Origin of the sequence: Streptomyces sp. NPDC052012, from assembly GCF_040689265.1 — a bacterium.
GTDB lineage: Bacteria > Actinomycetota > Actinomycetes > Streptomycetales > Streptomycetaceae > Streptomyces.
Genome location: NZ_JBFAXA010000003.1, coordinates 501,263 through 523,410, shown reverse-complemented (window position 1 = coordinate 523,410; position 22,148 = coordinate 501,263). Strand labels below are relative to the sequence as shown.

Below are 22,148 nucleotides of genomic sequence, written 5' to 3'. Positions count from 1 at the left end.
ATGAAAGACACGATCCCCACAGCCGAAACCGCGAGCCGCCGGCCCGAGCCGGCCGCTCGCGGCGGGCGGCCACGGCGCCGCAAGCTCACGTTCGACCGGGTGACGTTCTTCCTCGCGTTCCTCGGTGTCCCGCTGGCCATCTTCGTGATCTTCGTCCTGATCCCGTTCTGCCAGGCGATCTTCTGGGGGATGACCGACTGGCGTGGCTTCAGCCCGGACTACAACTTCGTCGGCTTCGACAACTTCACGAAGATGTTCCAGGACGACGTCTTCCTGAAGGCGTTGCGCAACGTCGCACTCCTCGCGGTCTTCGTGCCGCTGGTGACGCTGACGCTCGCCCTCGGGGTCGCCGTGGCCATCACCCTGGGCGGGCCCAGCAAGGGCCCCGTCCGAGGGATCCGGGGAGCGTCGTTCTACCGGATCATCTCGTTCTTCCCCTACGTCGTGCCGGCGATCATCGTCGGTCTGATCTGGGCGCAGATGTACGACCCGAACGCAGGCCTGCTCAACGGCGTCCTCACCGGCCTCGGCCTCGACCAGTTCGACACGTTCGCGTGGCTGGGCGAGAAGGCGACCGCGATGCCGGCCGTGATGTTCGTCATTATCTGGGGGCTCGTCGGGTTCTACGCGGTGCTCTTCATCGCCGCGATCAAGGGCGTTCCCGCCGAGCTGTACGAGGCGGCGAGGATCGACGGGGCCGGCCGGTTCCGCACCACGGTCTCGATCACCCTGCCGGCGATCCGGGACAGCGTGCAGACGGCGTACATCTACCTGGGCATCGCCGCCCTCGACGCGTTCGTCTACGTCCAGGCGATGGTGCCGAACGGCGGCCCGGACAACTCGACCCTGACGATCAGCCAGCGTCTGTTCAACGTCGCTTTCGCAAAGCAGCAGTTCGGCTACGCCACCGCGATGGGCGTCGTCCTCGCCGTCGTCACACTGGTGTTCGCGGCGCTGGTGTTCCTCGTCAACCGCCTCACGGGCGGCGGCGAGGGCGAGAGCAAGAGCAAAGCACCTGGGTCCAGGGCTCGGCGTGCCGCAGTCAAGGGAGGTGCCCGGTGAGCGCCCTGCTAGCCGCCGACCGGAAGCCGGCCAGTGACCGGAAACCGGCGAACGACCGGAAGCTGACGCGCGTCGCCGCGAGCAGCGACCGCAGATTCGCGGCGATCTCGCACGCCCTGCTGATCGTGTGGTCCGTGATCGTGATCGTGCCCATGCTGTGGGTGCTGATGTCGTCGTTCAAATCGACCGGCGAGATCCTTTCGTCGCCGTTCTCGCTGCCGGATCACTGGCGGATCGAGAACTACGCGAACGCGTGGACCGACGCGAACATCGGGAAATACTTCCTGAATTCCGTGATCGTCGTGGTCTCGGCACTGTTCCTGGTGATGCTGCTCGGCGCGATGTGCGCCTACATTCTCGCCCGGTTCGAGTTCCCCGGCCGCCGGCTGATCTACTACGTGATGCTCGCCGGCCTGACTTTCCCGGTCTTCCTGGCGATCGTTCCGCTCTTCTTCCAGTTGCAGAACTTCGGGCTGCTGAACACGCGTCCCGGACTGATCCTCACCTATGTCGCGTTCGCGCTGCCGTTCACGATGTTCTTCCTCTATTCGTTCTTCCGGTCGCTTCCGCACGACGTGTACGAGGCCGCGCTGATCGACGGTGCCGGGGACTGGCGGGCGTTCTTCCAGGTGATGCTGCCGATGGCCCGTCCGGGCATGGCGGCGGTGGCGATCTTCAACTTCCTGGGCCTGTGGAACCAGTTTCTGCTGCCGGTGGCGCTCAACACCGACCAGGACAAATGGGTCCTCACCCAGGGCATGGCCGCCTATGCGTCCTCGCAGGTCTACGACATCGACTACGGCGCGCTGTTCGCGGCGATCGTGGTCACCGTGGTGCCCGTACTGATCGTGTACTGCGTCTTCCAGCGGCGGATCGCCGGTTCGGTGTCGCAGGGCACCTTCCGCTGACGCCCACCGCGCTCCACCCGTCGTACGCAGGGGTCCGGCCCCGGAGAGACAGCTCTCCGGGGCCGGACCCCTGTGGCGTACCGCCGGTGGTCGGCCGGACACGGCCTGGAACCGATTTCTGTCAAGGGCTTGACGCCACTGGGCGCTTCGACGGAGCTTGGAGTTCATAACTTGTACAAGGCCCGCGTCACCCAGGGTGACGGGGACAGGGATGAGGGTGAGAGTCAATGGAGACTCCGGGGTCGCAGTCCTCGCTGCACCGGGCCAATCTGGAGCGGGTCGTGCGCGCCGTGCGGCTCGCCGGTTCGCTCACGCAGGCGGAGATCGCGAGGACGACGGGCCTGTCCGCGGCGACGGTCTCCAACATCGTCAGGGAACTGAAGGACGGCGGAACGGTCGAGGTCACGCCCACCTCGGCGGGCGGACGCCGGGCCCGGGCGGTGTCGCTGAGCGGGGACGCCGGCATCGTGATCGGCGTGGACTTCGGGCACACCCATCTGCGTGTCGCGATCGGGAACCTCGCCCACCAGGTGCTGGCCGAGGAGTCCGAGCCGCTGGACGTGGACGCCTCCGCCACGCAGGGCTTCGACCGGGCGGAACAGCTGGTCAACCGGCTGCTGGAGGCGACCGGCGTGGACCGCGCCAAGATCGCCGGAGTCGGACTCGGTGTCCCCGGGCCGATCGACGTCGAGTCCGGGAGCCTCGGCTCGACCGCGATCCTGCCCGGCTGGACCGGTGCCAGGCCCGCCGAGGAGCTGCGGGGGCGGCTCGGCGTGCCGGTGCACGTGGACAACGACGCCAACCTCGGCGCCCTCGGCGAGATGGTCTGGGGCAGCGGCCGGGGCGTGCGCGACCTGGCGTACATCAAGGTCGCGAGCGGTGTCGGCGCCGGTCTGGTGATCGACGGGAAGATCTACCGGGGACCCGGCGGCACCGCCGGTGAAATCGGACATATTACACTCGATGAGTCCGGCCCGGTCTGCCGCTGCGGCAACCGTGGCTGCCTGGAGACCTTCGCGGCGGCCCGCTATGTGCTGCCGCTGCTCCAGTCCAGTCACGGCACGGATCTGACCATGGAAGGCGTCGTGCGGCTGGCACGGGACGGAGACCCGGGCTGTCGTCGGGTGATCGCCGACGTCGGCCGTCATGTCGGCAGTGGAGTCGCCAATCTCTGCAACCTGCTGAACCCGAGCCGGGTCGTCCTCGGCGGTGATCTCGCCGAGGCCGGTGAGCTGGTGCTCGGGCCGATCAGGGAGTCCGTCGGCCGCTACGCGATCCCCAGTGCGGCGCGCCAACTGTCCGTTCTCCCCGGGGCACTTGGGGGCCGTGCGGAGGTCCTCGGAGCGCTCGCCCTCGCACTGAGCGAGATGGGCGATTCGACCCTTTTGGATGGCGCCGCGGCCGGGTCGCCCATGGCGGCTGCACCTGCCTTCACTTAGAGAACGGATGGCACCGTTGCCATCTCGTTAAGGATTTACTTCTTGACGTCGCACGTGTGGCCGAGTTGACTTCCAGCCACCTCGGCCGCAACGACGCGGCCTCGTCAGGGAGGTTTGTAAAGTGAACGCACGTATGCGTCGTGCCGCCGTTGCCATCGCCGCGGGCGCGATGGCCGTCTCGCTGGCCGCCTGTGGCAGCGCCAAGGAGTCGGGCGACAAGAAGGACAACGGCGGCGCCGCCGCCAAGGGCGATGACATCAAGGTCGGTCTGCTCCTTCCGGAGAACCAGACCGCGCGCTACGAGAAGTTCGACAAGCCCTTGATCGAGAAGAAGGTCAAGGAGCTCACGAACAACAAGGCCGAGGTCGTCTACGCCAACGCCAAGCAGGACGCCAGCCTGCAGAACCAGCAGGTCGACACGATGGTGACCAACAAGGTCGACGTGCTGATCGTGGACGCGGTGGACTCCAAGGCCATCGCCGGCTCGGTGAAGAAGGCCAAGGACGCCGGCATCCCGGTCGTCGCCTACGACCGCCTGGCCGAGGGCCCGATCGACGCCTACACGTCGTTCGACAACGTCACCGTCGGCAAGACCCAGGGCGAGGCCCTCCTCAAGGCGCTCGGCGACAAGGCCAAGGACGGCCAGATCGTCATGATGAACGGGTCCTCCACCGACCCCAACGCCGCCCAGTTCAAGGAAGGCGCCCACTCCGTCCTCGACGGCAAGGTGAAGATCGGCCGCGAGTACGACACCAAGGAGTGGAAGCCGGAGAACGCCAACTCCAACATGGAGGGCGCCATCTCCGCCCTCGGCAAGGACAAGATCGTCGGCGTCTACTCCGCCAACGACGGCATGGCGGGCGGCATCATCACCGCCCTGAAGGCCGCCGGCATCGACGACATCCCGGTCACCGGCCAGGACGCCGAGCTCGCGGGCGTGCAGCGCATCGTCACCGGTGAGCAGTACATGAGCGTCTACAAGCCGTACGCCCCGGAGGCCAACGCCGCCGCGGAGATGGCCGTCGCGCTCGCCCAGGGCAAGTCGCTCGACTCGATCGCCAAGGACAAGGTCGACAGCCCCACCAACAAGGGCATCCCGTCGGTCCTGGTCCCGGTCGTCTCGCTGACCCAGGACAACATCCAGGACACCGTGATCAAGGACGGCGTCTACACCGTCCAGGAGATCTGCGCGGGCAAGTACAAGGCCGCCTGCGACAAGATCGGTCTGAAGTAAGCCCCACCGAGGCACACAGCCGCGGTCCGGACCGTACGGGAGTCCTCCCCGGACTCCCGTACGGGACCGGCTGCCACGAGTCTCCGCCGGCGCCCCGCACACACCAGCCCCGCTAGCTACGCGGGGCGCCGGACGGAACACCCCCCAGAAAACTTCTGCACAACCTCCCGCCGGGTCAGGCGGCGAAGGAGATGGTTCACGTGTCCGCTACGCCCGTGCTGGCGTTGCGCGGGGTCTCCAAGCGGTTCGGTGCCGTTCAGGCGCTCACCGACGTAGAGCTTGAGGTCCACGCCGGTGAGGTGGTCGCCCTGGTCGGCGACAACGGTGCCGGAAAGTCCACGCTGGTCAAGACGATCGCCGGCGTGCATCCCATCGATGAGGGCGTCATCGAGTGGGAGGGCAGGTCCGTCCAGATCGGCAAGCCGCACGACGCCCAGAACCTGGGCATCGCGACGGTGTACCAGGACCTCGCGCTGTGCGACAACATCGATGTCGTCGGCAACCTCTTCCTCGGCCGGGAGATCCGCAGGCGCGGCGTCCTGGACGAGGTGGAGATGGAGCGCCGCTCCCGTGAGCTCCTCGACACCCTCTCGATCCGCATCCCCAGCGTCCGTATCCCGATCGCCTCGCTCTCCGGCGGTCAGCGCCAGGTCGTGGCCATCGCCCGGTCCATGCTCGGCGAGCCCAAGCTGGTGATCCTCGACGAGCCCACCGCCGCCCTCGGCGTCGAGCAGACCGCGCAGGTCCTCGACCTGGTCGAGCGGCTGCGCGAGCGCGGTCACGCGGTCATCCTCATCAGCCACAACATGGCCGACGTCAAGGCCGTGGCGGACAAGGTCGCCGTGCTGCGCCTCGGACGCAACAACGGCGTCTTCGAGGTCAAGTCGACCTCGCAGGAAGAGATCATCTCCGCCATCACGGGCGCCACGGACAACGCCGTGACCCGTCGTGCGGCGCGCACCAATGGGGAGATCAAGAAATGAGCACCGAGAAGACCACCACCCCCGCCGAGGGCCAGACCGTGGAGAACCCCGAGGCGGCCTCCGCAGCGGTCACGGTCGTCGACCCGCGGCTGCTCGTGCGCGAGCAGGGACTCAAGGGCTACGTCACCGAGTTCAAGCGGAAGATGAAGGCCGGTGACCTCGGCTCCCTCCCCGTCGTGGTCGGCCTGCTGATCATCTGGGCGATCTTCACCAGCCTGAACTCCAACTTCCTCACCGCCGGCAACTTCTCCGACATGTCGATCGCCATGGTCGGCACGGGCATGATCGCCGTCGGTATCGTCTTCGTCCTGCTGCTCGGCGAGATCGACCTGTCGGTCGGCTCGGTCAGCGGTGTCGCGGGCGCCACCTTCGCGGTGCTGAGCGTCACCAACGGGATGAACGAGGTGCTGGCCCTGGTGCTGGCCGTCCTCACCGGCACGGCGGCCGGAGCCATCCACGGCTTCATCTTCGCCCGCATCGGCGTGCCCGCCTTCGCCGTGACCCTGGCCGGACTGCTGTTCTGGCAGGGCTTCATGCTGCAGATCCTGGGCAGCAACGGCACGATCAATCTCGACTCCGACGGGCTGGTCGTCAAGCTGACCAGCTACTACTTCTCGGACGTGGCCGCCGCGTACGGCCTGGCGATCGTCGCGACCGTGGGGTACTTCCTCACCGCGTACTTCGACAACCGCCGCCGTGAGGCCGCCGGGGTGCCGTCCCGGCCGCTGAACGAGATCATCGTGCGGACCGTCCTCCTGGCGATCGTGGCGTTCGCCGTCGCGATCGTCTTCAACCAGTACAAGGGCCTGCCGCTGGCCGTGGTGATCTTCCTCGCGGTGCTGGTGATCACGGACTTCGTGCTGCGCCGCACGGCGTACGGCCGCAAGGTGTACGCGCTCGGCGGCAGCGTCGAGGCGTCCCGCCGCGCCGGTATCAACGTCGAGCTGGTCCGTATCTCGGTGTTCGCGATCGCCGGTACGTTCGCGGCGATCGGCGGTCTGTTCGTCGCCTCGAAGATCGCCTCGGCGAACCAGGGCGCGGGTACCGGTGAGTTCCTGATGAACGTCATCGCCGCGGCCGTGATCGGTGGTACGTCGCTGTTCGGTGGGCGTGGGCGCACGTGGGACGCGCTGCTCGGTGTGATGGTGATCATCTCGATCACGTACGGACTGGCGCTGGAGGGCATCGCCTCGCCGGTTCAGTACATGATCACCGGTGGTGTGCTGCTGGCCACGGTCGTCATCGACGCGGTCACTCGCAAGACGCAGAAGACCGCGGGGCGCGCGTAGCGCCGTAGGCGGTGCGCTGCTGTGGCCCGGTGCCTTTCAGGTGCCGGGCCACTTGCGTGTCGTAGGGGCGGCGCGATCTGGGTACAGCCGAACGCGTGACGTACGACGCACTGCCCGGAGTCCGGGCCTCGGGGCGGAACATTAGACTCGACAAGCCCGGCAACAGCTCGATCAGCTCTACTGCAAGGAGGCACGGGTGCCGCTGCTGACCCGCATCAGGGGACCGCGCGATCTGGACCGGCTCAGCCTGGAGGAGCTGAACCAGCTGGCCCAGGAGATCCGGACCTTCCTCGTCGACGCGGTCTCCAAGACCGGCGGCCACCTCGGCCCCAACCTCGGTGTGGTGGAGCTGACCATCGCCCTGCACCGGGTCTTCGAGTCGCCCAAGGACAAGGTGCTCTGGGACACCGGGCACCAGTCGTACGTGCACAAGCTGCTCACCGGGCGGCAGGACTTCTCCAGGCTGAAGATGAAGGGCGGCCTGTCCGGCTACCCCTCGCAGGCCGAGTCCGAGCACGACGTCATCGAGAACAGCCACGCCTCCACCGTCCTCGGCTGGGCCGACGGCATCGCCAAGGGCAACCAGCTGAGGAAACGCGACAGCCATGTCGTCGCCGTGATCGGTGACGGCGCGCTGACCGGCGGCATGGCCTGGGAGGCGCTGAACAACATCGCCGACGCCAAGGACCGCCCCCTCGTCATCGTCGTCAACGACAACGAGCGCTCCTACGCGCCGACCATCGGCGGCCTCGCCAACCACCTGGCGACCCTGCGCACCACCGACGGCTACGAGCGCTTCCTGGCCCGCACCAAGGACCTCCTGGAGCGCACTCCGGTCGTCGGCCGGCCGCTGTACGACACCCTGCACGGCGCGAAGAAGGGGCTGAAGGACTTCATCGCCCCGCAGGGCATGTTCGAGGACCTGGGCCTGAAGTACGTCGGGCCGATCGACGGGCACGACATCGAGGCCCTGGAGTCGGCTCTCGCCCGCGCCAAGCGGTTCGGCGGCCCGGTGATCGTGCACTGCCTCACCGAGAAGGGCCGCGGCTACCAGCCCGCCCTCCAGGACGAGGCCGACCGCTTCCACGCCGTCGGCAAGATCCACCCCGACACCGGCCTGCCCATCGCCACCTCCGGCGCCGACTGGACGTCCGTCTTCGGCGACGAGATGGTCAGGCTCGGCGAGGAGCGCGAGGACATCGTCGCCATCACCGCGGCCATGCTCCAGCCGGTCGGCCTCGACAAGTTCGCCAAGCGGTTCCCCGAGCGGGTCTACGACGTCGGCATCGCCGAGCAGCACGGCGCCGTCTCCGCGGCCGGCCTCGCCCACGCGGGCGTGCACCCCGTCTTCGCCGTGTACGCCACCTTCCTCAACCGCGCCTTCGACCAGGTGCTGATGGACGTGGCGCTGCACAAGTGCGGGGTGACGTTCGTCCTGGACCGGGCCGGCATCACCGGCACCGACGGCGCCTCCCACAACGGCATGTGGGACATGTCGATCCTCCAGGTCGTCCCCGGCCTGCGGCTCGCGGCTCCGCGGGACGCCGACCAGGTGCGCGCCCAGCTGCGCGAGGCGGTCGAGGTGGACGACGCGCCGACCGTGGTGCGCTTCTCCAAGGGCGCGGTCGGGCCCGCCGTACCGGCCGTGGGGCGGGTCGGCGGCATGGACGTGCTGCGCGAGCCCGGCACCGGCGCCCCGGACGTGCTGCTGGTGTCCGTCGGCGCGCTCGCCCCGATGTGCCTGGAGATCGCCGCGCTGCTCGACAAGCAGGGCATCTCCACCACCGTCGTCGACCCGCGCTGGGTCAAGCCCGTCGACGAGGCCATGGCCCCGCTCGCCGAGCGGCACCGCGTGGTCGTCACCGTCGAGGACAACTCCCGCGTCGGCGGTGTCGGCTCCGCCATCGCCCAGGCGCTGCGCGACGCCGGCGTGGACGTACCGCTGCGGGACTTCGGCATCCCGCCGCGCTTCCTCGACCACGCCTCCCGCGCCGAGGTGCTCACCGAGATCGGACTGACCGCGCCGGACATCGCCCGCCAGGTCACCGGCCTGGTAGCGAAGCTCGACGGAAGGTACGAGCGCTCCGCGGCCGACGCCGTCGACTCCGTGGAGCCCGCCCGCGACTGACCTTCCCTCGGATCGCCGTCCCGCGTCGCCCGGATGGGCCGCTCGTGCCACTGTGAAGAGTGGCGCGGGCGGCCCGTCTGCGTGAGGGTGCCTGTACCGGGGCATACGACCTACGCCCCCTCTCGATCATGTCGAGGACGACAAGCGTGGGAGGTATCCGTGACCAGCCCCCTCTTCCGGACGAAGAACGTCGAGCAGTCCATCCTCGATACCGAGGAGCCGGAGCACGCGCTCAAGAAATCCCTGTCCGCGCTCGATCTGACGGTCTTCGGCGTCGGTGTGATCATCGGCACCGGCATCTTCGTCCTCACCGGCACGGTCGCCAAGAACAACGCCGGGCCCGCGGTGGCCCTGGCCTTCGTGGTGGCCGGTGTGGTCTGCGCGCTCGCCGCGCTCTGCTACGCCGAGTTCGCCTCCACCGTCCCGGTGGCGGGCTCCGCCTACACCTTCTCGTACGCGTCCCTCGGTGAGCTGCCCGCGTGGATCATCGGCTGGGACCTGGTCCTGGAGTTCGCGCTCGGTACGGCGGTGGTGGCCGTCGGCTGGTCGGGCTACATCCAGTCGCTCATGAGCAACGCGGGCTGGGAGATGCCCGCGGTGCTGGGCAGCCGGGAGGGCGCCGACGGATTCGGCTTCGACCTCCTCGCCGCCGTGCTGGTGCTGGTGCTCACCGGCATCCTCGTCCTCGGCATGAAGCTGTCCGCCCGGGTCACCTCGATCGTCGTCGCCATCAAGGTGACCGTCGTTCTCGTCGTGATCATCGCGGGGGCGTTCTTCATCACCGCCAGCAACTACGACCCGTTCGTCCCCAAGGCGCAGCCGGTGGAGGCGGGCCAGAACCTCGATGCGCCCCTGATCCAGCTGATGTTCGGCTGGGCGCCGTCGAACTTCGGCGTGATGGGTATCTTCACCGCCGCGTCCGTCGTGTTCTTCGCGTTCATCGGCTTCGACATCGTGGCGACCGCCGCCGAGGAGACCAAGAACCCGCAGCGGGACATGCCCCGCGGCATCCTCGGCTCGCTGTTCATCTGCACCGTGCTGTACGTGCTGGTGTCGATCGTCGTCACCGGTATGCAGCACTACAGCGAGCTGTCGGTGGACGCGCCGCTCGCGGACGCCTTCAAGGCGACCGGGCATCCCTGGTTCGCGGGCTTCATCAGCTTCGGCGCCGCGGTCGGCCTGACGACCGTCTGCATGATCCTGCTGCTCGGTCAGACCCGCGTCTTCTTCGCGATGAGCCGCGACGGGCTGCTGCCGAGGTTCTTCTCCCGGGTCCACCCCCGGTTCAAGACCCCGCACCGTCCGACCATCCTGCTCGGTGTCCTCATCGCCGTCCTCGCGGGCTTCACGCCGCTGAACGAGCTGGCGGCGCTGGTGAACATCGGTACGTTGTTCGCCTTCGTCATCGTCGCGATCAGCGTGATCATCCTGCGCAGGACCCGGCCGGACCTGCACCGGTCCTTCCGGACGCCGTGGGTGCCGTTCCTGCCGATCCTGTCGGTGGCCGCGTCGCTGTGGCTGATGCTGAATCTGCCGGCCGAGACGTGGGTGCGGTTCGGTATCTGGATGGCGATCGGCATCGTCGTCTACTTCGTCTACAGCCGGGGCAACAGCCGCCTGGCGAAGGGGCAGGAGACGACGCCGGACGAGGTGATGCGGCCGGGTCCCGACACGCCTTGACCCTGTCCTCCGCGATCGCTCCGAGCGGTGTGCTCTGTCCGCCGTAGCTGCGGGCAGTCGTGCCGCTGGGGCGGCACGGGCGGGCGCAGCGGCACCCCGCACGCGCGGGTGAGCGACACCCGGACGTTCACCAACGGCACCGGGTCGGCAGGATGGCGTTCGATCAGCCCCGTACCGTCCGCGGCCCGGTGACCTCGGCACCCAGTGCCGCCACTCGGCGGCGGAGTTCGCGGTCGGCCGTGACGACCAGGACCGGGCGGGTGCCCGTCGCCTCGGCCACCAGAGCGACCATGTGGTCGTCCCCGCTGCCCGGAGCCGACTCCACGTGGACGCCCGGGACCGGCTCCACGCCCCGTGCCGCGCCCTCGACCACCAGGACGATCTCCACCGGCCCCTCGTGGCCCGGCAGCCCCTGTGCCGCCAGCTTGTCGCGCAGGCGTTCCGCCGCGCCCCGGCGGTCGCGCCACCAGCCGTCGGGCACCGATCCGACCACGTTCGCGGCGTCCACGATCACGAGCAGGGCAGCGGTGTCGTTCATGCGGCCCAGGGTCCCACGGACCCCCCCACGAGCAGGGCCCCGGCGTCGTACGCCGAGCCGCGCTGCATAGGGTGAAACGGTGAACGGCGACTGGCTTCTCCGCGGCCGTGACGGCCGCCTCACTGTCTACCTGCCGTCGGACGACGCCGTCCTGTGCCGTGCGGAACTCGCCCCCGGCGGCCCCTGGGAGCCGCCCCGGAGGATCGGCGGCGAGCAGCGGCTGCACGCGGGGGCGGCCGTCGGCCAGGGCAGCGACCGCTATGCGCATCTGGTCGCCTGGCGGCCCACCGTTCCCGGGGAGTCGGGCCTGGTGCATTCCACCCATTTCCGGCCCCGGCTCGCGGCCCTCGACTGGAACCCCGTCGGGCACCCGGACAAGAAGGGCGCGCGCACCGGAACGCCCGCCGTCGCCGTCGACGCCCAGGGCCGGGCTCATCTCTTCGTGCGCAACAAGCGCGGTGGCGTGAGCCTGCTCACGCAGAAGGAGAAGGGCGGCTGGGCGCCCTGGGCCGACCTCGGCGGCGAGGACGTCCAGGACCAACTCGCGGCCGTGACCGGGGAGTCGGGCCGTGTGGAGCTGTACGCGGCGGGCCGCGGCGGAATTCTGCACTGGCGTCAGGAGGAGCCGGGCAAGCGGCCGTCGAGCGCCGAGGGCATCGATGTCTCCGTCCGGCCGGGCACGTTGTCCGCCCTGGCCACCTCCGCCGAGCACACCACCCTCTACTACACCGACGACAGCGGGGAGCTGTGCGCCTGGCGTCCGGGCGGCAAACCGGTGACCCTGCTCACGTCGGCCGGCCCCGGCCCCGTCTCCGCCGTGCGCTGTGTGATCGAGGGCCACGACTGCACCGTCCTCGCCCAGCGGTCCGCGAGCGGCCGGGTCGCCTTCGCCGCCTACCCCACCGAGCAGGAGTCCGCCGGCGCCTGGTGGACCGAGTCCGGCCCCCAACTCCCCGCGGACGCCCGGGTGTCCCTCACCCTCGACGAGAACGACCAGCTCGTCGCGGCCTCGGCCGCCCCCTCCACCGGGACCCTCCTGATCAGCCGCCGCAAGGACGAACCGGGCCTCGCCCTCACGGCGTGGCGGGAGGTCTGAGCCCGAGCGCCACCCCGGAATCCCTGAATGCAGCTGGGGTGACGGGAGACACACGAGATGCGTCAAGGGTTGTACGGGTGTGTGCGTGACAAGCCGCACTTGATGTGAGCGGGCTGAAAATATGAAGGTTCTGTTAGCCTCCTCGGACATGTTCGAAATACGTGGGCGGCTCATGCTGCCCTCGTCCGGCCTGCCCGTGGCCGTGCAGCGGGGTTGGGGAATGGTGTCGTGAGCAGATCCTCCACGACGGATCTTGTCGTTGTCGGACTCGGCTACGTGGGGCTGCCGCTGGCGCGCTCCGCGGCCGCCGCCGGACTGAAGGTGGTGGGTCTCGACCGCAGCCGCCGCGTGGTCGACGGCCTCAACGGGGGCCGCTCCCACGTCGACGACATCACCGACGCCGAGGTCGGTGCGATGCTCGAGCAGGGCTTCCGCGCGTCCGACCGCCCCGAGGTGATCGCCGACGCCGCCGCGGTCGTCATCTGCGTGCCCACGCCGCTCACCGAGTACGGCTCCCCGGACCTCGGTGCCGTGCACGCCGCGGTGGAGGACATCGCCACCCACCTCAGGCCCGGCACGCTCGTCGTCCTGGAGTCCACGACCTACCCCGGCACCACCGACGAGGTCGTCCGGCCCCGTCTGGAGGCCGGCGGCCTCACGGTCGGCAAGGACTTCCACCTCGCCTTCTCGCCCGAGCGCATCGACCCGGGCAACGCCTCCTTCGGCCTGGAGAACACCCCCAAGGTCGTCGGCGGAGTCACCGCCGACTGCACCAAGGCCGCCCGCGCCCTCTACGAGCGTTTCGTGGCCCGCGTGGTCGAGGCCAAGGGCACCCGCGAGGCCGAGATGGCCAAGCTGCTGGAGAACACCTACCGGCACGTCAACATCGCCCTCGTCAACGAGATGTCGATGTTCTGCCGCGAGATCGGCGTCGACCTGTGGGACGCCATCCGCTGCGCCTCCACCAAGCCGTTCGGCTTCGCGCCGTTCTACCCCGGCCCCGGCGTCGGCGGGCACTGCATTCCGATCGACCCCAACTACCTGTCGTACAAGGTGCGGTCGCTGGGCATCCCGTTCCGCTTCGTGGAGCTGGCGCAGGAGATCAACCAGCGCATGCCCGTGCACGTGGTCAACCGCGCCGCCGACCTGCTCAACGACGAGGGCAAGGCCGTGCGCGGCTCCCGTGTCCTGCTGCTCGGCGTCACCTACAAGCCGGACATCTCCGACCAGCGCGAGAGCCCGGCCATGGCCGTCGCCGAGAACCTGATCGCCCGCGGCGCCGAACTCGTCTACTTCGACCCGCGCGTCGAGGGCTGGACCGTCGGCGGTACGGAGATCGAGCGCGCAGAGGACTACCTGGCCGCCGCCGAGGCCGCGGACCTGACCATCCTGCTCCAGCCGCACCGGGAGATAGACCTGGGCCTGCTGGCCGACCGCGCCCGCAAGCTCTTCGACACCCGGGGCAAGTCCGCCGATCATCCCCGGGTGGTCAAGCTGTGACGACTGAGGATACGTACATACCCGGAGCCGTCGACTCCGACGGGCGCCGAGCGCACCGTAAACGGCGGCACCTGAAGGTGTCGTACTTCTTCTTCATCGCCATCGCCGCGGTCATCGCCACCCGGCTCGACTCCGACTCGCTGCACCTGTACTCCATCGGTGCCATGGGCCTGCTGGCCCTGAAGATGTTCGGCGCCCTGTTCTACCGGCCCGCCAAGGCGGGCCGGGAGGAACTGGAGTACCTCGAGAACTGCTGGGTCACCGCGGTCATCCCGATCTACAACGAGGACCCGGTGATGTTCGAGCAGGGCATGCGCTCCCTGCTCGCGCAGAGCCGGCTCCCCAACGAGATCCACATCATCGACGACTGCAGCGCCGATCCCGGCGGCATCCGGGCGGCGAAGAAGCTGCGCCCCGAGTTCGAGGCCAAGGGCGTCAAGTACACCGTCAGCATCCAGCCCGAGAACAAGGGCAAGCGTGAGGCCCTCGCCCTCGGCTTCGAGGCGGCGCCGTACTCCGACATCTTCCTGTGCGTGGACTCCGACACCGTGCTCTCCCGGGACACGGTCCGTGAGCTGCTGCTGCCGCTGGCCGACGAGAAGATCATGGCCTCTACCGGCATGGTCCTCGCGCTCAACCACGACAGCAACGTCTTCACCCGTCTGCAGGACCTGCGCTACGGCAACTCCTTCCTCTTCGAGCGGGCCGCCTACTCGCGGCTGAAGTCCGTGCTGTGCTGCTGCGGCGCCCTGTCGGCGTACCGCGGCACGCTGGTGCGCAAGTACCTGCCGGACTTCCTCAACCAGCAGTTCCTCGGCAAGCCGGCCGTCTTCGGCGACGACCGGCGCATGACCAACTACTGCCTGATGGAAGGCCAGGTGGTCTTCCAGGAGACCGCCGTCGGCTACACCGCCGTCCCCGAGAAGCTGCCGCACTTCCTGCGCCAGCAGGTCCGCTGGAACAAGTCGTTCTTCCGCGAGTCCCTGTGGGCGTTCCGGCACCAGAAGAAGTACCGCCCGGCCTTCTGGCTGACGTGCATGGAACTCGGCCTGTGGCTGGTGTTCGGCACGGCCATGTTCTACTCCATGGTCATCCTGCCGATCATGGAGCCGGCCCGGTTCCTCAACCACATCGGCGACTACGCGCTGTTCATGGTCCTCATGGGCTATCTGCGCAACGTCCGCTACCTCGACTTCCCGCGCCGCGGCATGGGCTTCATCAAGCGGTTCGGCATGTTCCTGCTGGCCCCGCTGTACGGCCTGATCCAGCTGTTCCTGCTGACCCCGCTGCGCTTCTACGCCCTGCTCACCCTGCACAAGGGCAGCTGGGGCACCCGCCAGGCCGGTGTCGAGGTGTCCGTGGGCGGTGACCACGAGGCCGACATGACGGAGATCTGGGAGGAGGAGGACCCCTACTCCGACAAGAAGGTCACCGAGACCCTCCAGCTCATGCGCCTGGAGGGCGTGGCCCTGCGCACGCGGCCCCGCGCCGCCTACATCCCCAGCCAGCCGCAGCCGCTGCCCGGCTACGACGAGCAGCACCACCAGAACGTGCCGCAGCAGCCCGTCAGCTGGGGCACGCCCGCGCCGGCGCAGGCACCGGCCGGTCACGGCGGCCATCAGTGGCAGGGACAGGGCGGCCACCCCGGCGGCGCGTACCAGCAGCAGCCGTACCAGCAGCCCTACCCGCCGCAGCAGCGGCACCCGCAGGCCCCGCAGCAGCGGCACCCGCAGAACCGCGGCGGCTACCCGCAGGACCCGAACTGGCCGCAGAACGGCCAGGGCGGCGGCTGGTAGTCACCGTACGAGCACGACGAAGGGGGCGGCCCCGAGGCCGCCCCCTTCGTCGTGCGTGCGGGCCTACTTGTAGTAGGCCATCGCCTCCTCGACCGTCACCACCGGGATGTCCCGGTCCTCGAGCTCCTGCATCAGCGTGGTGAGCCCCGCCGTGCCGATCTCGGTGCTGGTCTTCGGCGTCCCGTCGACGATCTTGTGCAGGCACAGGATGAGCCAGTCGCCGCTGTCCGCGCACCGGTCGAGCTTGCCGCCCTCGCCCGTCAGCTTCGACAGGGGCGTGCCGCCGATGCCCGTGCCGTCGGTGATGCCGGTCAGCGACTTCAGCCGGTACGGGTTGGCCGGGGCGAAGGACTCGATCGTCTCGGAGATGATCGACCGGGCGGTGGTGAAGTGCCGGCTGGCGATCAGGTCGACCGGGACACCGTCCGAGGTCTTCTGGAACGCCCCGTGCGGATAGGCGAAGTGCTCGCTGGTGAAGCCGTTGGACACCAGCCACTCCCGCAGCTTGCGGAAGTCCTCGTCGGCCTCCTCCGCGGTCAGCTTGGGATAGCTCGCGGTGTGCACCGCGTTGGCGTAGGAGTGCCCGGCCATCTCCCAGCCGGAGAAGTTCTGCATGGACCGCATCTGGTCCACGGACAGGAAGCTCCCGGTGCCGATGGCGTCGGCGATGTTGTACACCGTGCCGGGGAAGCCGAAGGAGTCCATGATCGGACGGGCCAGGTCGTGGATCGACCGGTGGGAGTCGTCGAAGGTGATGGAGACGACACCGTTGGGGAACACGTCGGTGGTGTCCGGTATCAGCTCCACGGCCTGCAGCCGGTACGTCACCTGCCCGCCCGCGTTGTCGTACACCGCGAACGACATGTCGGTGAAGCCGGTCGTCGTGGACGGCTTGCCCGCGGCCGACAGGGCGTAGGTGCCGGCCGCGCTGTTCACATCGGCCCACTGGAGGTGGACCGTCACCCACTCACCGGACTGCACGTAGTTGGCCGCGGTCTTGGAGTGGACGTGGAACGTCCAGGCGAAGTAGTTCTTCAGCCCGCCGCTGCCCAGATAGAAGACCATCTTTGCCAGGTTGCTGACGTCGTCGACGCGGAACAGCAGCCGGATCATCTTCCCGGTCGCGTTCAGCGCGGGCATGCCCGTCTTGCGGACGTACGACTGCTTGCCGGTGCCGTTGGTGGTCACCCGCACCGACTGGGTGCCCCGCACGAACTGTGTCTTGTCGTTCGCCTCGGCCGACGCCGTGCCGCCGCCCCCGGCGCTCCAGCCGTGCGACGCCTGGAACTGCTGGGACCAGGTGGCCCGCCGGTTCTTGGGCCTGCGGCCCGACGGGGCGTACGGCGGCGGCGTCGTCAGGCCGCCGATGGCACCCTCGGCCGCCGCCGGGGCCGCCGCGGGCTGGGCTGCGACACTGCCCAGCCAGGCGCCTCCGCCCGCCATCGCGACACCGCCCGCACCGCCCATCAGCAGTGCGGCACGCCGGCTCACCACCGGCTTCTCACCTTCAGCGGCACGACTCTGTGCGCTGGCCCGCCTCTTGCCCACTCAGGACCCCCGAACCATGTCGAAGTAGTTCATACCGCTGCCGGCGAAGCCCTCGACCTGGGCCTGGACTTCCTTCGCCGACAGGGTGTCGTTCGCGTTGTAGTAAAGCCAGTCGACCTTCATGTCCCAGGCCCGGTCCCCCTTGAACGGCAGGTCGATGAACCAGTGGTTGAAGTTCACCGACATCCCCGCACGCGGGGCGTACTTGCCGCTGCTGACGAACAGCTTCTTGCCGTCGATCCAGTACGACACGACGTCGTCCTTCACCCGGATCATCACGGTGTGCCAGTCGTCGAGGCTCTTGTTGGTGGTCTGGTAGACCCGGTCGTTCGTCTTGTGGTCGTACCAGGTCACCGTGTCGAGCTTGGGACCGGGGCGGCCCCAGCCGCCGTTGGGCATGTACTCGTTGTCCAGCTCGCTGTACGTCGAGCCCTTGCCGCCGATGGTGTAGAAGGTCTGGTTGACGTGGTCGCCCTCGTCGCCGGTGGTGGGCCCGTCGCTGAAGTGGACACGGGCCGCGTACGTCCCCTCGCGGAACTTGCTCTCGGCGGTGCCGAGGCTCGCCTGCTTGGTGCCCGCCTCGGTGCCGTCGGTGCTGGCGCGCAGCTGGAGCACCTGACCGGCCTCCAGGGCCTCTTCGTCGCTCGGGAAGGTCACGCCGTCGGCGGACCAGGTGTTCTCGATGCCGGGTCCGCCCTTGCTGGTGCGCACCAGCCAGCCGTGCTTGAACAGGGCGGGGTCCTTGGCGCCGAGGTAGTCGAAGTTGTCGAACAGCACGCCCTCGGGGGCGGCCGGCAGGGGGTCGGGCGCGGTGGCCGCCTTCGCCTTGTCCTTGTCCTCGGCCGGCTTGCTGCCGTCCGGCTCCTCACCCCAGGCGAGCACGCCCCGCTTGTAGGCGGTGACCTTCTCCGCCTCCTTGTAGCTGGTCATCTTGGCGTCGAAGGAGCGGTCGTCCGACTGGTTCAGCTTCTTGTGGTCGGTGCGGAACAGCTGGACGTCGATGCCCTTGCTGTTGGCGCCCGGCTTCAGTGTCCCCGCGGCCTCGCTGAACCGTATCTCCAGGTAGCGGTCGGCGGTTTCGGTGGGTTTGTCCATCTCGACGACCCGGCCCGCCAGGTGGGAGCAGCCGAACGCGGCGTTCACGCAGTTGAAGGCGTACGACGCGGAGTCGTCGGCGGTGAAGTAGTAGCGCAGCGCGACATCGCTGAGCGGCAGCGGCTTGTCGGTCTTGTTGAAGACCTCGAGGGACGGCTTGGCCACCGCCGACGTGGCCGGGGTGCTGGTGCGGTAGCGCACGAGGAGCTCGGGCGGATCCGGATTGGCCGCCTTGTACAGGGGCTTCCAGTAGGGGTACGTCACCGTGGCGGCGCCGGCGAGCACGGCCACGATCAGCAGCAGCCGTATCTTGGGCCAGACCCGTCGTCGGGGTGGGCGGCGGCGGGTGGACGCCACGGGGACTCCTCAGCAAAACAACACTACGAGCGTGTAAACAAGTGGTCGGATGGTGTGGAGATCCTATCGGTACCCGTGTGGCGAAAGGGGGTGGGCCGCACGGATCGTTACCGTGCGGCCCACCCCCTCGTCAGGGACGGGCGGTTACGCCGGGACGCTCGCCACGCCCGGAGCCAGGAACCGCTTGCCGTTGACCCGCTCGGAGACACCCTCGCGGTCCAGGTACGGCGTGATGCCGCCCAGGTGGAACGGCCAGCCGGCGCCCGTGATCAGGCACAGGTCGATGTCCTGGGCCTCGGCGACGACGCCCTCGTCGAGCATGAGCCCGATCTCCTGCGCCACCGCGTCCAGCACCCGCGCCCGCACCTGCTCCTCGGTGAGGACGGTGTCGCCCTGCTTCAGCAGCGCGGCGACCTCCGGGTCCAGCTCCGGCTTGCCGCTGTCGTAGACGTAGAAGCCGCGCTTGCCCGCCTCGACGACCGCCTTGAGGTTCGGGGAGACCGTGAAGCGGTCCGGGAACGCCTTGTTGAGCGTCTCGGAGACGTGCAGACCGATCGCCGGGCCGACCAGCTCCAGCAGGACCAGCGGCGACATCGGCAGACCGAGCGGCTCGACGGCCTTCTCGGCGACCTCGACCGGGGTGCCCTCGTCGATGACGTTCTGGATCTCGCCCATGAAGCGGGTCAGGATGCGGTTCACGACGAACGCCGGGGCGTCCTTGACCAGGACCGCGGTCTTCTTCAGCTTCTTGGCGACGGCGAACGCGGTCGCGAGCGAGGCGTCGTCGGTCTTCTCGCCGCGGACGATCTCGAGGAGCGGCAGCACCGCGACCGGGTTGAAGAAGTGGAAGCCGACGACCCGCTCGGGGTTCTTCAGCTTCGACGCCATCTCCGTCACCGACAGCGAGGAGGTGTTGGTGGCGAGGATCGCGTGCGCCGGGGCGACCGCCTCGACCTCCGCGAACACGTTCTGCTTGACGCCCATCTCCTCGAAGACGGCTTCGATGATGAAGTCGGCGTCCGCGAAGCCCTCGGCCTTGTCCAGGACACCGGTCACCAGGGCCTTGAGGCGATTGGCCTTGTCCTGGTTGATCCGGCCCTTGCCGAGCAGCTTGTCGATCTCGGCGTGGACGTAAGCAACACCCTTGTCGACGCGCTCCTGGTCGATGTCGGTCAGCACGACCGGCACCTCGAGGCGGCGCAGGAACAGCAGCGCGAGCTGGGAGGCCATCAGACCGGCGCCGACGACACCGACCTTGGTGACCGGGCGGGCCAGGTTCTTGTCCGGGGCGCCCGCGGGGCGCTTGCCGCGCTTCTGCACCAGGTTGAACGCGTAGATGCCGGCGCGCAGTTCACCGCCCATGATCAGGTCGGCGAGCGCCTGGTCCTCGGCGTCGTAGCCCTGCTGGAGGTCGCCGTTCTTGGCTGCGGCGATGATGTCCAGGGCACGGTAGGCGGCCGGGGCGGCGCCGTGCACCTTGGAGTCGGCGATGAAGCGGCCCTTGGCGACGGCCTGGTCCCAGGCCTCGCCGCGGTCGATCACCGGGCGCTCGACCTCGATCTCGCCCTTGAGGACGGAGGCCGTCCAGATCAGCGACTGCTCCAGGAAGTCCGCGCCCTCGAAGATCGCGTCGGCGATCCCGAGCTCGTGGACCTGCTTGCCCTTGAGCTGCTTGTTCTGGTTGAGGCTGTTCTCGATGATCACCGAGACGGCCTTGTCCGCACCGATCAGGTTCGGCAGCAGGGTGCAGCCGCCCCAGCCGGGCACCAGGCCGAGGAAGACCTCGGGCAGGGAGAACGCCGGGATGGCCGCGGACACCGTGCGGTAGGTGCAGTGCAGACCGACCTCGACGCCACCGCCCATGGCGGCGCCGTTGTAGTAGGCGAAGGTCGGCACGGCGAGCTTCGACAGCCGCTTGAAGACGTCGTGGCCGCCCTTGCCGATGGCGAGCGCGTCCTCGTGCCGCTTCAGCAGCTCGACGCCCTTGAGGTCGGCGCCGACGGCGAAGATGAACGGCTTGCCGGTGATGCCGACGCCGACGATGTCGCCGTCCGCGGCCTCCTTCTCCACCTGGTCGACGGCGGCGTCGAGGTTCGCCAGCGACTGGGGGCCGAAGGTGGTCGGCTTGGTGTGGTCCAGGCCGTTGTCCAGGGTGATCAGGGCGAAACGGCCCGAACCCAGGGGGAGGTCGAAGTGGCGTACGTGCGCCTGCGTGACGACCTCGTCGGGGAACAGCTCGGCCGCGCCCTTGAGGAGTTCAGCGGTGGTGCTCACTTGTTGCCTCCGTCGAAGTGCGGGTTCTCCCAGATGACCGTCGCGCCCATGCCGAAGCCGACGCACATGGTCGTCAGGCCGTAGCGGACGTGCGGCTGCTCCTCGAACTGGCGGGCCAGCTGCGTCATCAGGCGGACGCCGGAGGAGGCCAGCGGGTGGCCGAACGCGATGGCGCCGCCGTACTGGTTGACGCGCTCGTCGTCGTCGGCGATGCCGTAGTGGTCCAGGAAGGCCAGCACCTGGACGGCGAAGGCCTCGTTGATCTCGAACAGGCCGATGTCGGAGATGGACAGGCCCGCCTGCGCGAGCGCCTTCTCCGTGGCCGGGATCGGGCCGTAGCCCATGACCTCGGGCTCCACGCCCGCGAAGGCGTAGGAGACCAGGCGCATCTTGACCGGCAGCCCGTTCTCGCGGGCGAAGTCCTCGGAGGCGATGACCGAGGCGGTCGCGCCGTCGTTCAGACCGGCCGCGTTACCGGCGGTGACCCGGCCGTGCACCCGGAACGGCGTCTTCAGGCCCTGGAGGTTCTCCAGGGTGGTGCCCGGACGCATCGGCTCGTCGGCGGTGACCAGGCCCCAGCCGGTCTCGCCGCCCTCGGGGTTGGTGCGGCGCACGGAGATCGGCACCAGGTCGGCCTGGATCTTGCCGTTGGCGTACGCCTTGGCGGCCTTCTCCTGCGAGCGCACCGCGTACTCGTCGGCGCGCAGCTTGGTGATCTGCGGGTACCGGTCGTGCAGGTTCTCCGCCGTCATGCCCATGAACAGCGCCGACTCGTCGACCAGCTTCTCGGAGACGAACCGCGGGTTCGGGTCCACGCCCTCGCCCATCGGGTGGCGGCCCATGTGCTCGACACCGCCCGCGATGGCGACGTCGTACGCGCCGAAGGCGACGGATCCGGCCACCGTGGTCACGGCGGTCAGGGCACCGGCGCACATGCGGTCGATGGAGTAGCCCGGGACGGACTGCGGCAGACCGGCGAGGATCCCGGCGGTGCGGCCGATGGTGAGTCCCTGGTCACCGATCTGCGTGGTCGCGGCGATGGCGACCTCGTCGATCTTCTTCGGGTCGAGCCCGGGGTTGCGGCGCAGCAGCTCCCGGATCGCCTTGACGACGAGGTCGTCGGCACGGGTCTCGTGGTAGATGCCCTTCGGGCCCGCCTTGCCGAACGGGGTGCGGACGCCGTCTACGAAGACGACGTCCCTGACGGTACGAGGCACGATG

The 22,148-nt window shown here is 68.9% G+C and carries 16 protein-coding genes; 11 read left to right on the top strand and 5 right to left on the bottom strand.

Annotated features, from left to right (window positions below; genetic code table 11):
- From AB0412_RS09530 to AB0412_RS09495, 8 genes are all read left to right on the top strand, one after another.
- Positions 1-1,062, top strand: a complete 1,062-nt coding sequence (locus tag AB0412_RS09530) for a sugar ABC transporter permease (RefSeq protein ID WP_366401937.1) — start codon at positions 1-3, stop codon at positions 1,060-1,062.
- On the top strand, positions 1,059-1,970 hold the full coding sequence (locus AB0412_RS09525; RefSeq protein WP_366401936.1) for a carbohydrate ABC transporter permease: 912 nt from the start codon (positions 1,059-1,061) through the stop codon (positions 1,968-1,970). Before AB0412_RS09530 ends, AB0412_RS09525 begins: the two co-directional genes overlap by 4 nt.
- A 227-nt stretch (positions 1,971-2,197) precedes the next feature.
- Positions 2,198-3,409: an ROK family transcriptional regulator gene (locus tag AB0412_RS09520; protein WP_366401935.1), complete on the top strand. Its 1,212-nt coding sequence runs from the start codon at positions 2,198-2,200 to the stop codon at positions 3,407-3,409.
- Positions 3,410-3,542: 133 nt separating this feature from the next.
- Positions 3,543-4,643 (top strand): substrate-binding domain-containing protein, encoded by a 1,101-nt coding sequence (locus tag AB0412_RS09515; RefSeq protein ID WP_366401967.1) that lies wholly within the window; start codon positions 3,543-3,545, stop codon positions 4,641-4,643.
- 191 nt (positions 4,644-4,834) lie between these two features.
- Positions 4,835-5,626, top strand: coding sequence for an ATP-binding cassette domain-containing protein (locus AB0412_RS09510; RefSeq protein WP_260826137.1), 792 nt, complete (start codon positions 4,835-4,837; stop codon positions 5,624-5,626).
- Complete coding sequence (locus AB0412_RS09505; RefSeq protein ID WP_366401934.1) at positions 5,623-6,915, top strand: sugar ABC transporter permease; 1,293 nt, start codon at positions 5,623-5,625, stop codon at positions 6,913-6,915. The genes AB0412_RS09510 and AB0412_RS09505 overlap by 4 nt, the downstream gene beginning before the upstream one ends.
- 196 nt (positions 6,916-7,111) lie before the next feature.
- Positions 7,112-9,043, top strand: a complete 1,932-nt coding sequence (gene dxs, locus AB0412_RS09500) for a 1-deoxy-D-xylulose-5-phosphate synthase (RefSeq protein WP_366401933.1) — start codon at positions 7,112-7,114, stop codon at positions 9,041-9,043.
- A gap of 159 nt (positions 9,044-9,202) precedes the next feature.
- Complete coding sequence (locus tag AB0412_RS09495) at positions 9,203-10,723, top strand: amino acid permease (protein ID WP_366401932.1); 1,521 nt, start codon at positions 9,203-9,205, stop codon at positions 10,721-10,723.
- 163 nt (positions 10,724-10,886) lie between these two features.
- Here the strand turns inward: AB0412_RS09495 and AB0412_RS09490 are convergent, their stop codons facing one another.
- A complete protein-coding gene (locus AB0412_RS09490; RefSeq protein ID WP_366401931.1) occupies positions 10,887-11,261 on the bottom strand; it encodes an NTP pyrophosphohydrolase in 375 nt (124 codons plus the stop codon).
- A gap of 79 nt (positions 11,262-11,340) precedes the next feature.
- Here AB0412_RS09490 and AB0412_RS09485 point away from each other — a divergent pair, with 79 nt between their 5' ends.
- From AB0412_RS09485 to AB0412_RS09475, 3 genes are all read left to right on the top strand, one after another.
- Entirely contained in the window at positions 11,341-12,357 is a 1,017-nt protein-coding gene (locus tag AB0412_RS09485) for a hypothetical protein (protein ID WP_366401930.1), read from the top strand.
- A gap of 228 nt (positions 12,358-12,585) precedes the next feature.
- Positions 12,586-13,857 carry a nucleotide sugar dehydrogenase gene (locus AB0412_RS09480; RefSeq protein WP_366401929.1) on the top strand — a complete coding sequence of 424 codons (1,272 nt, stop codon included), beginning with the start codon at positions 12,586-12,588 and terminating at the stop codon, positions 13,855-13,857.
- Positions 13,854-15,653, top strand: coding sequence for a glycosyltransferase (locus tag AB0412_RS09475; protein WP_366401928.1), 1,800 nt, complete (start codon positions 13,854-13,856; stop codon positions 15,651-15,653). Before AB0412_RS09480 ends, AB0412_RS09475 begins: the two co-directional genes overlap by 4 nt.
- Before the next feature lie 63 nt (positions 15,654-15,716).
- Here the strand turns inward: AB0412_RS09475 and AB0412_RS09470 are convergent, their stop codons facing one another.
- The 4 genes from AB0412_RS09470 to AB0412_RS09455 all read right to left on the bottom strand — a co-directional run bounded on the left by AB0412_RS09470 (position 15,717) and on the right by AB0412_RS09455 (position 22,144).
- Positions 15,717-17,144 (bottom strand): polysaccharide deacetylase family protein, encoded by a 1,428-nt coding sequence (locus AB0412_RS09470; protein WP_366401927.1) that lies wholly within the window; start codon positions 17,142-17,144, stop codon positions 15,717-15,719.
- Positions 17,145-17,201: 57 nt separating this feature from the next.
- On the bottom strand, positions 17,202-18,653 hold the full coding sequence (locus tag AB0412_RS09465; RefSeq protein ID WP_366401926.1) for a cellulose binding domain-containing protein: 1,452 nt from the start codon (positions 18,651-18,653) through the stop codon (positions 17,202-17,204).
- Between the two features lie 144 nt (positions 18,654-18,797).
- Positions 18,798-20,927: a 3-hydroxyacyl-CoA dehydrogenase NAD-binding domain-containing protein gene (locus AB0412_RS09460; protein ID WP_366401925.1), complete on the bottom strand. Its 2,130-nt coding sequence runs from the start codon at positions 20,925-20,927 to the stop codon at positions 18,798-18,800.
- Complete coding sequence (locus tag AB0412_RS09455) at positions 20,924-22,144, bottom strand: acetyl-CoA C-acyltransferase (protein ID WP_366401924.1); 1,221 nt, start codon at positions 22,142-22,144, stop codon at positions 20,924-20,926. Before AB0412_RS09455 ends, AB0412_RS09460 begins: the two co-directional genes overlap by 4 nt.
- Positions 22,145-22,148: the final 4 nt, after the last annotated feature.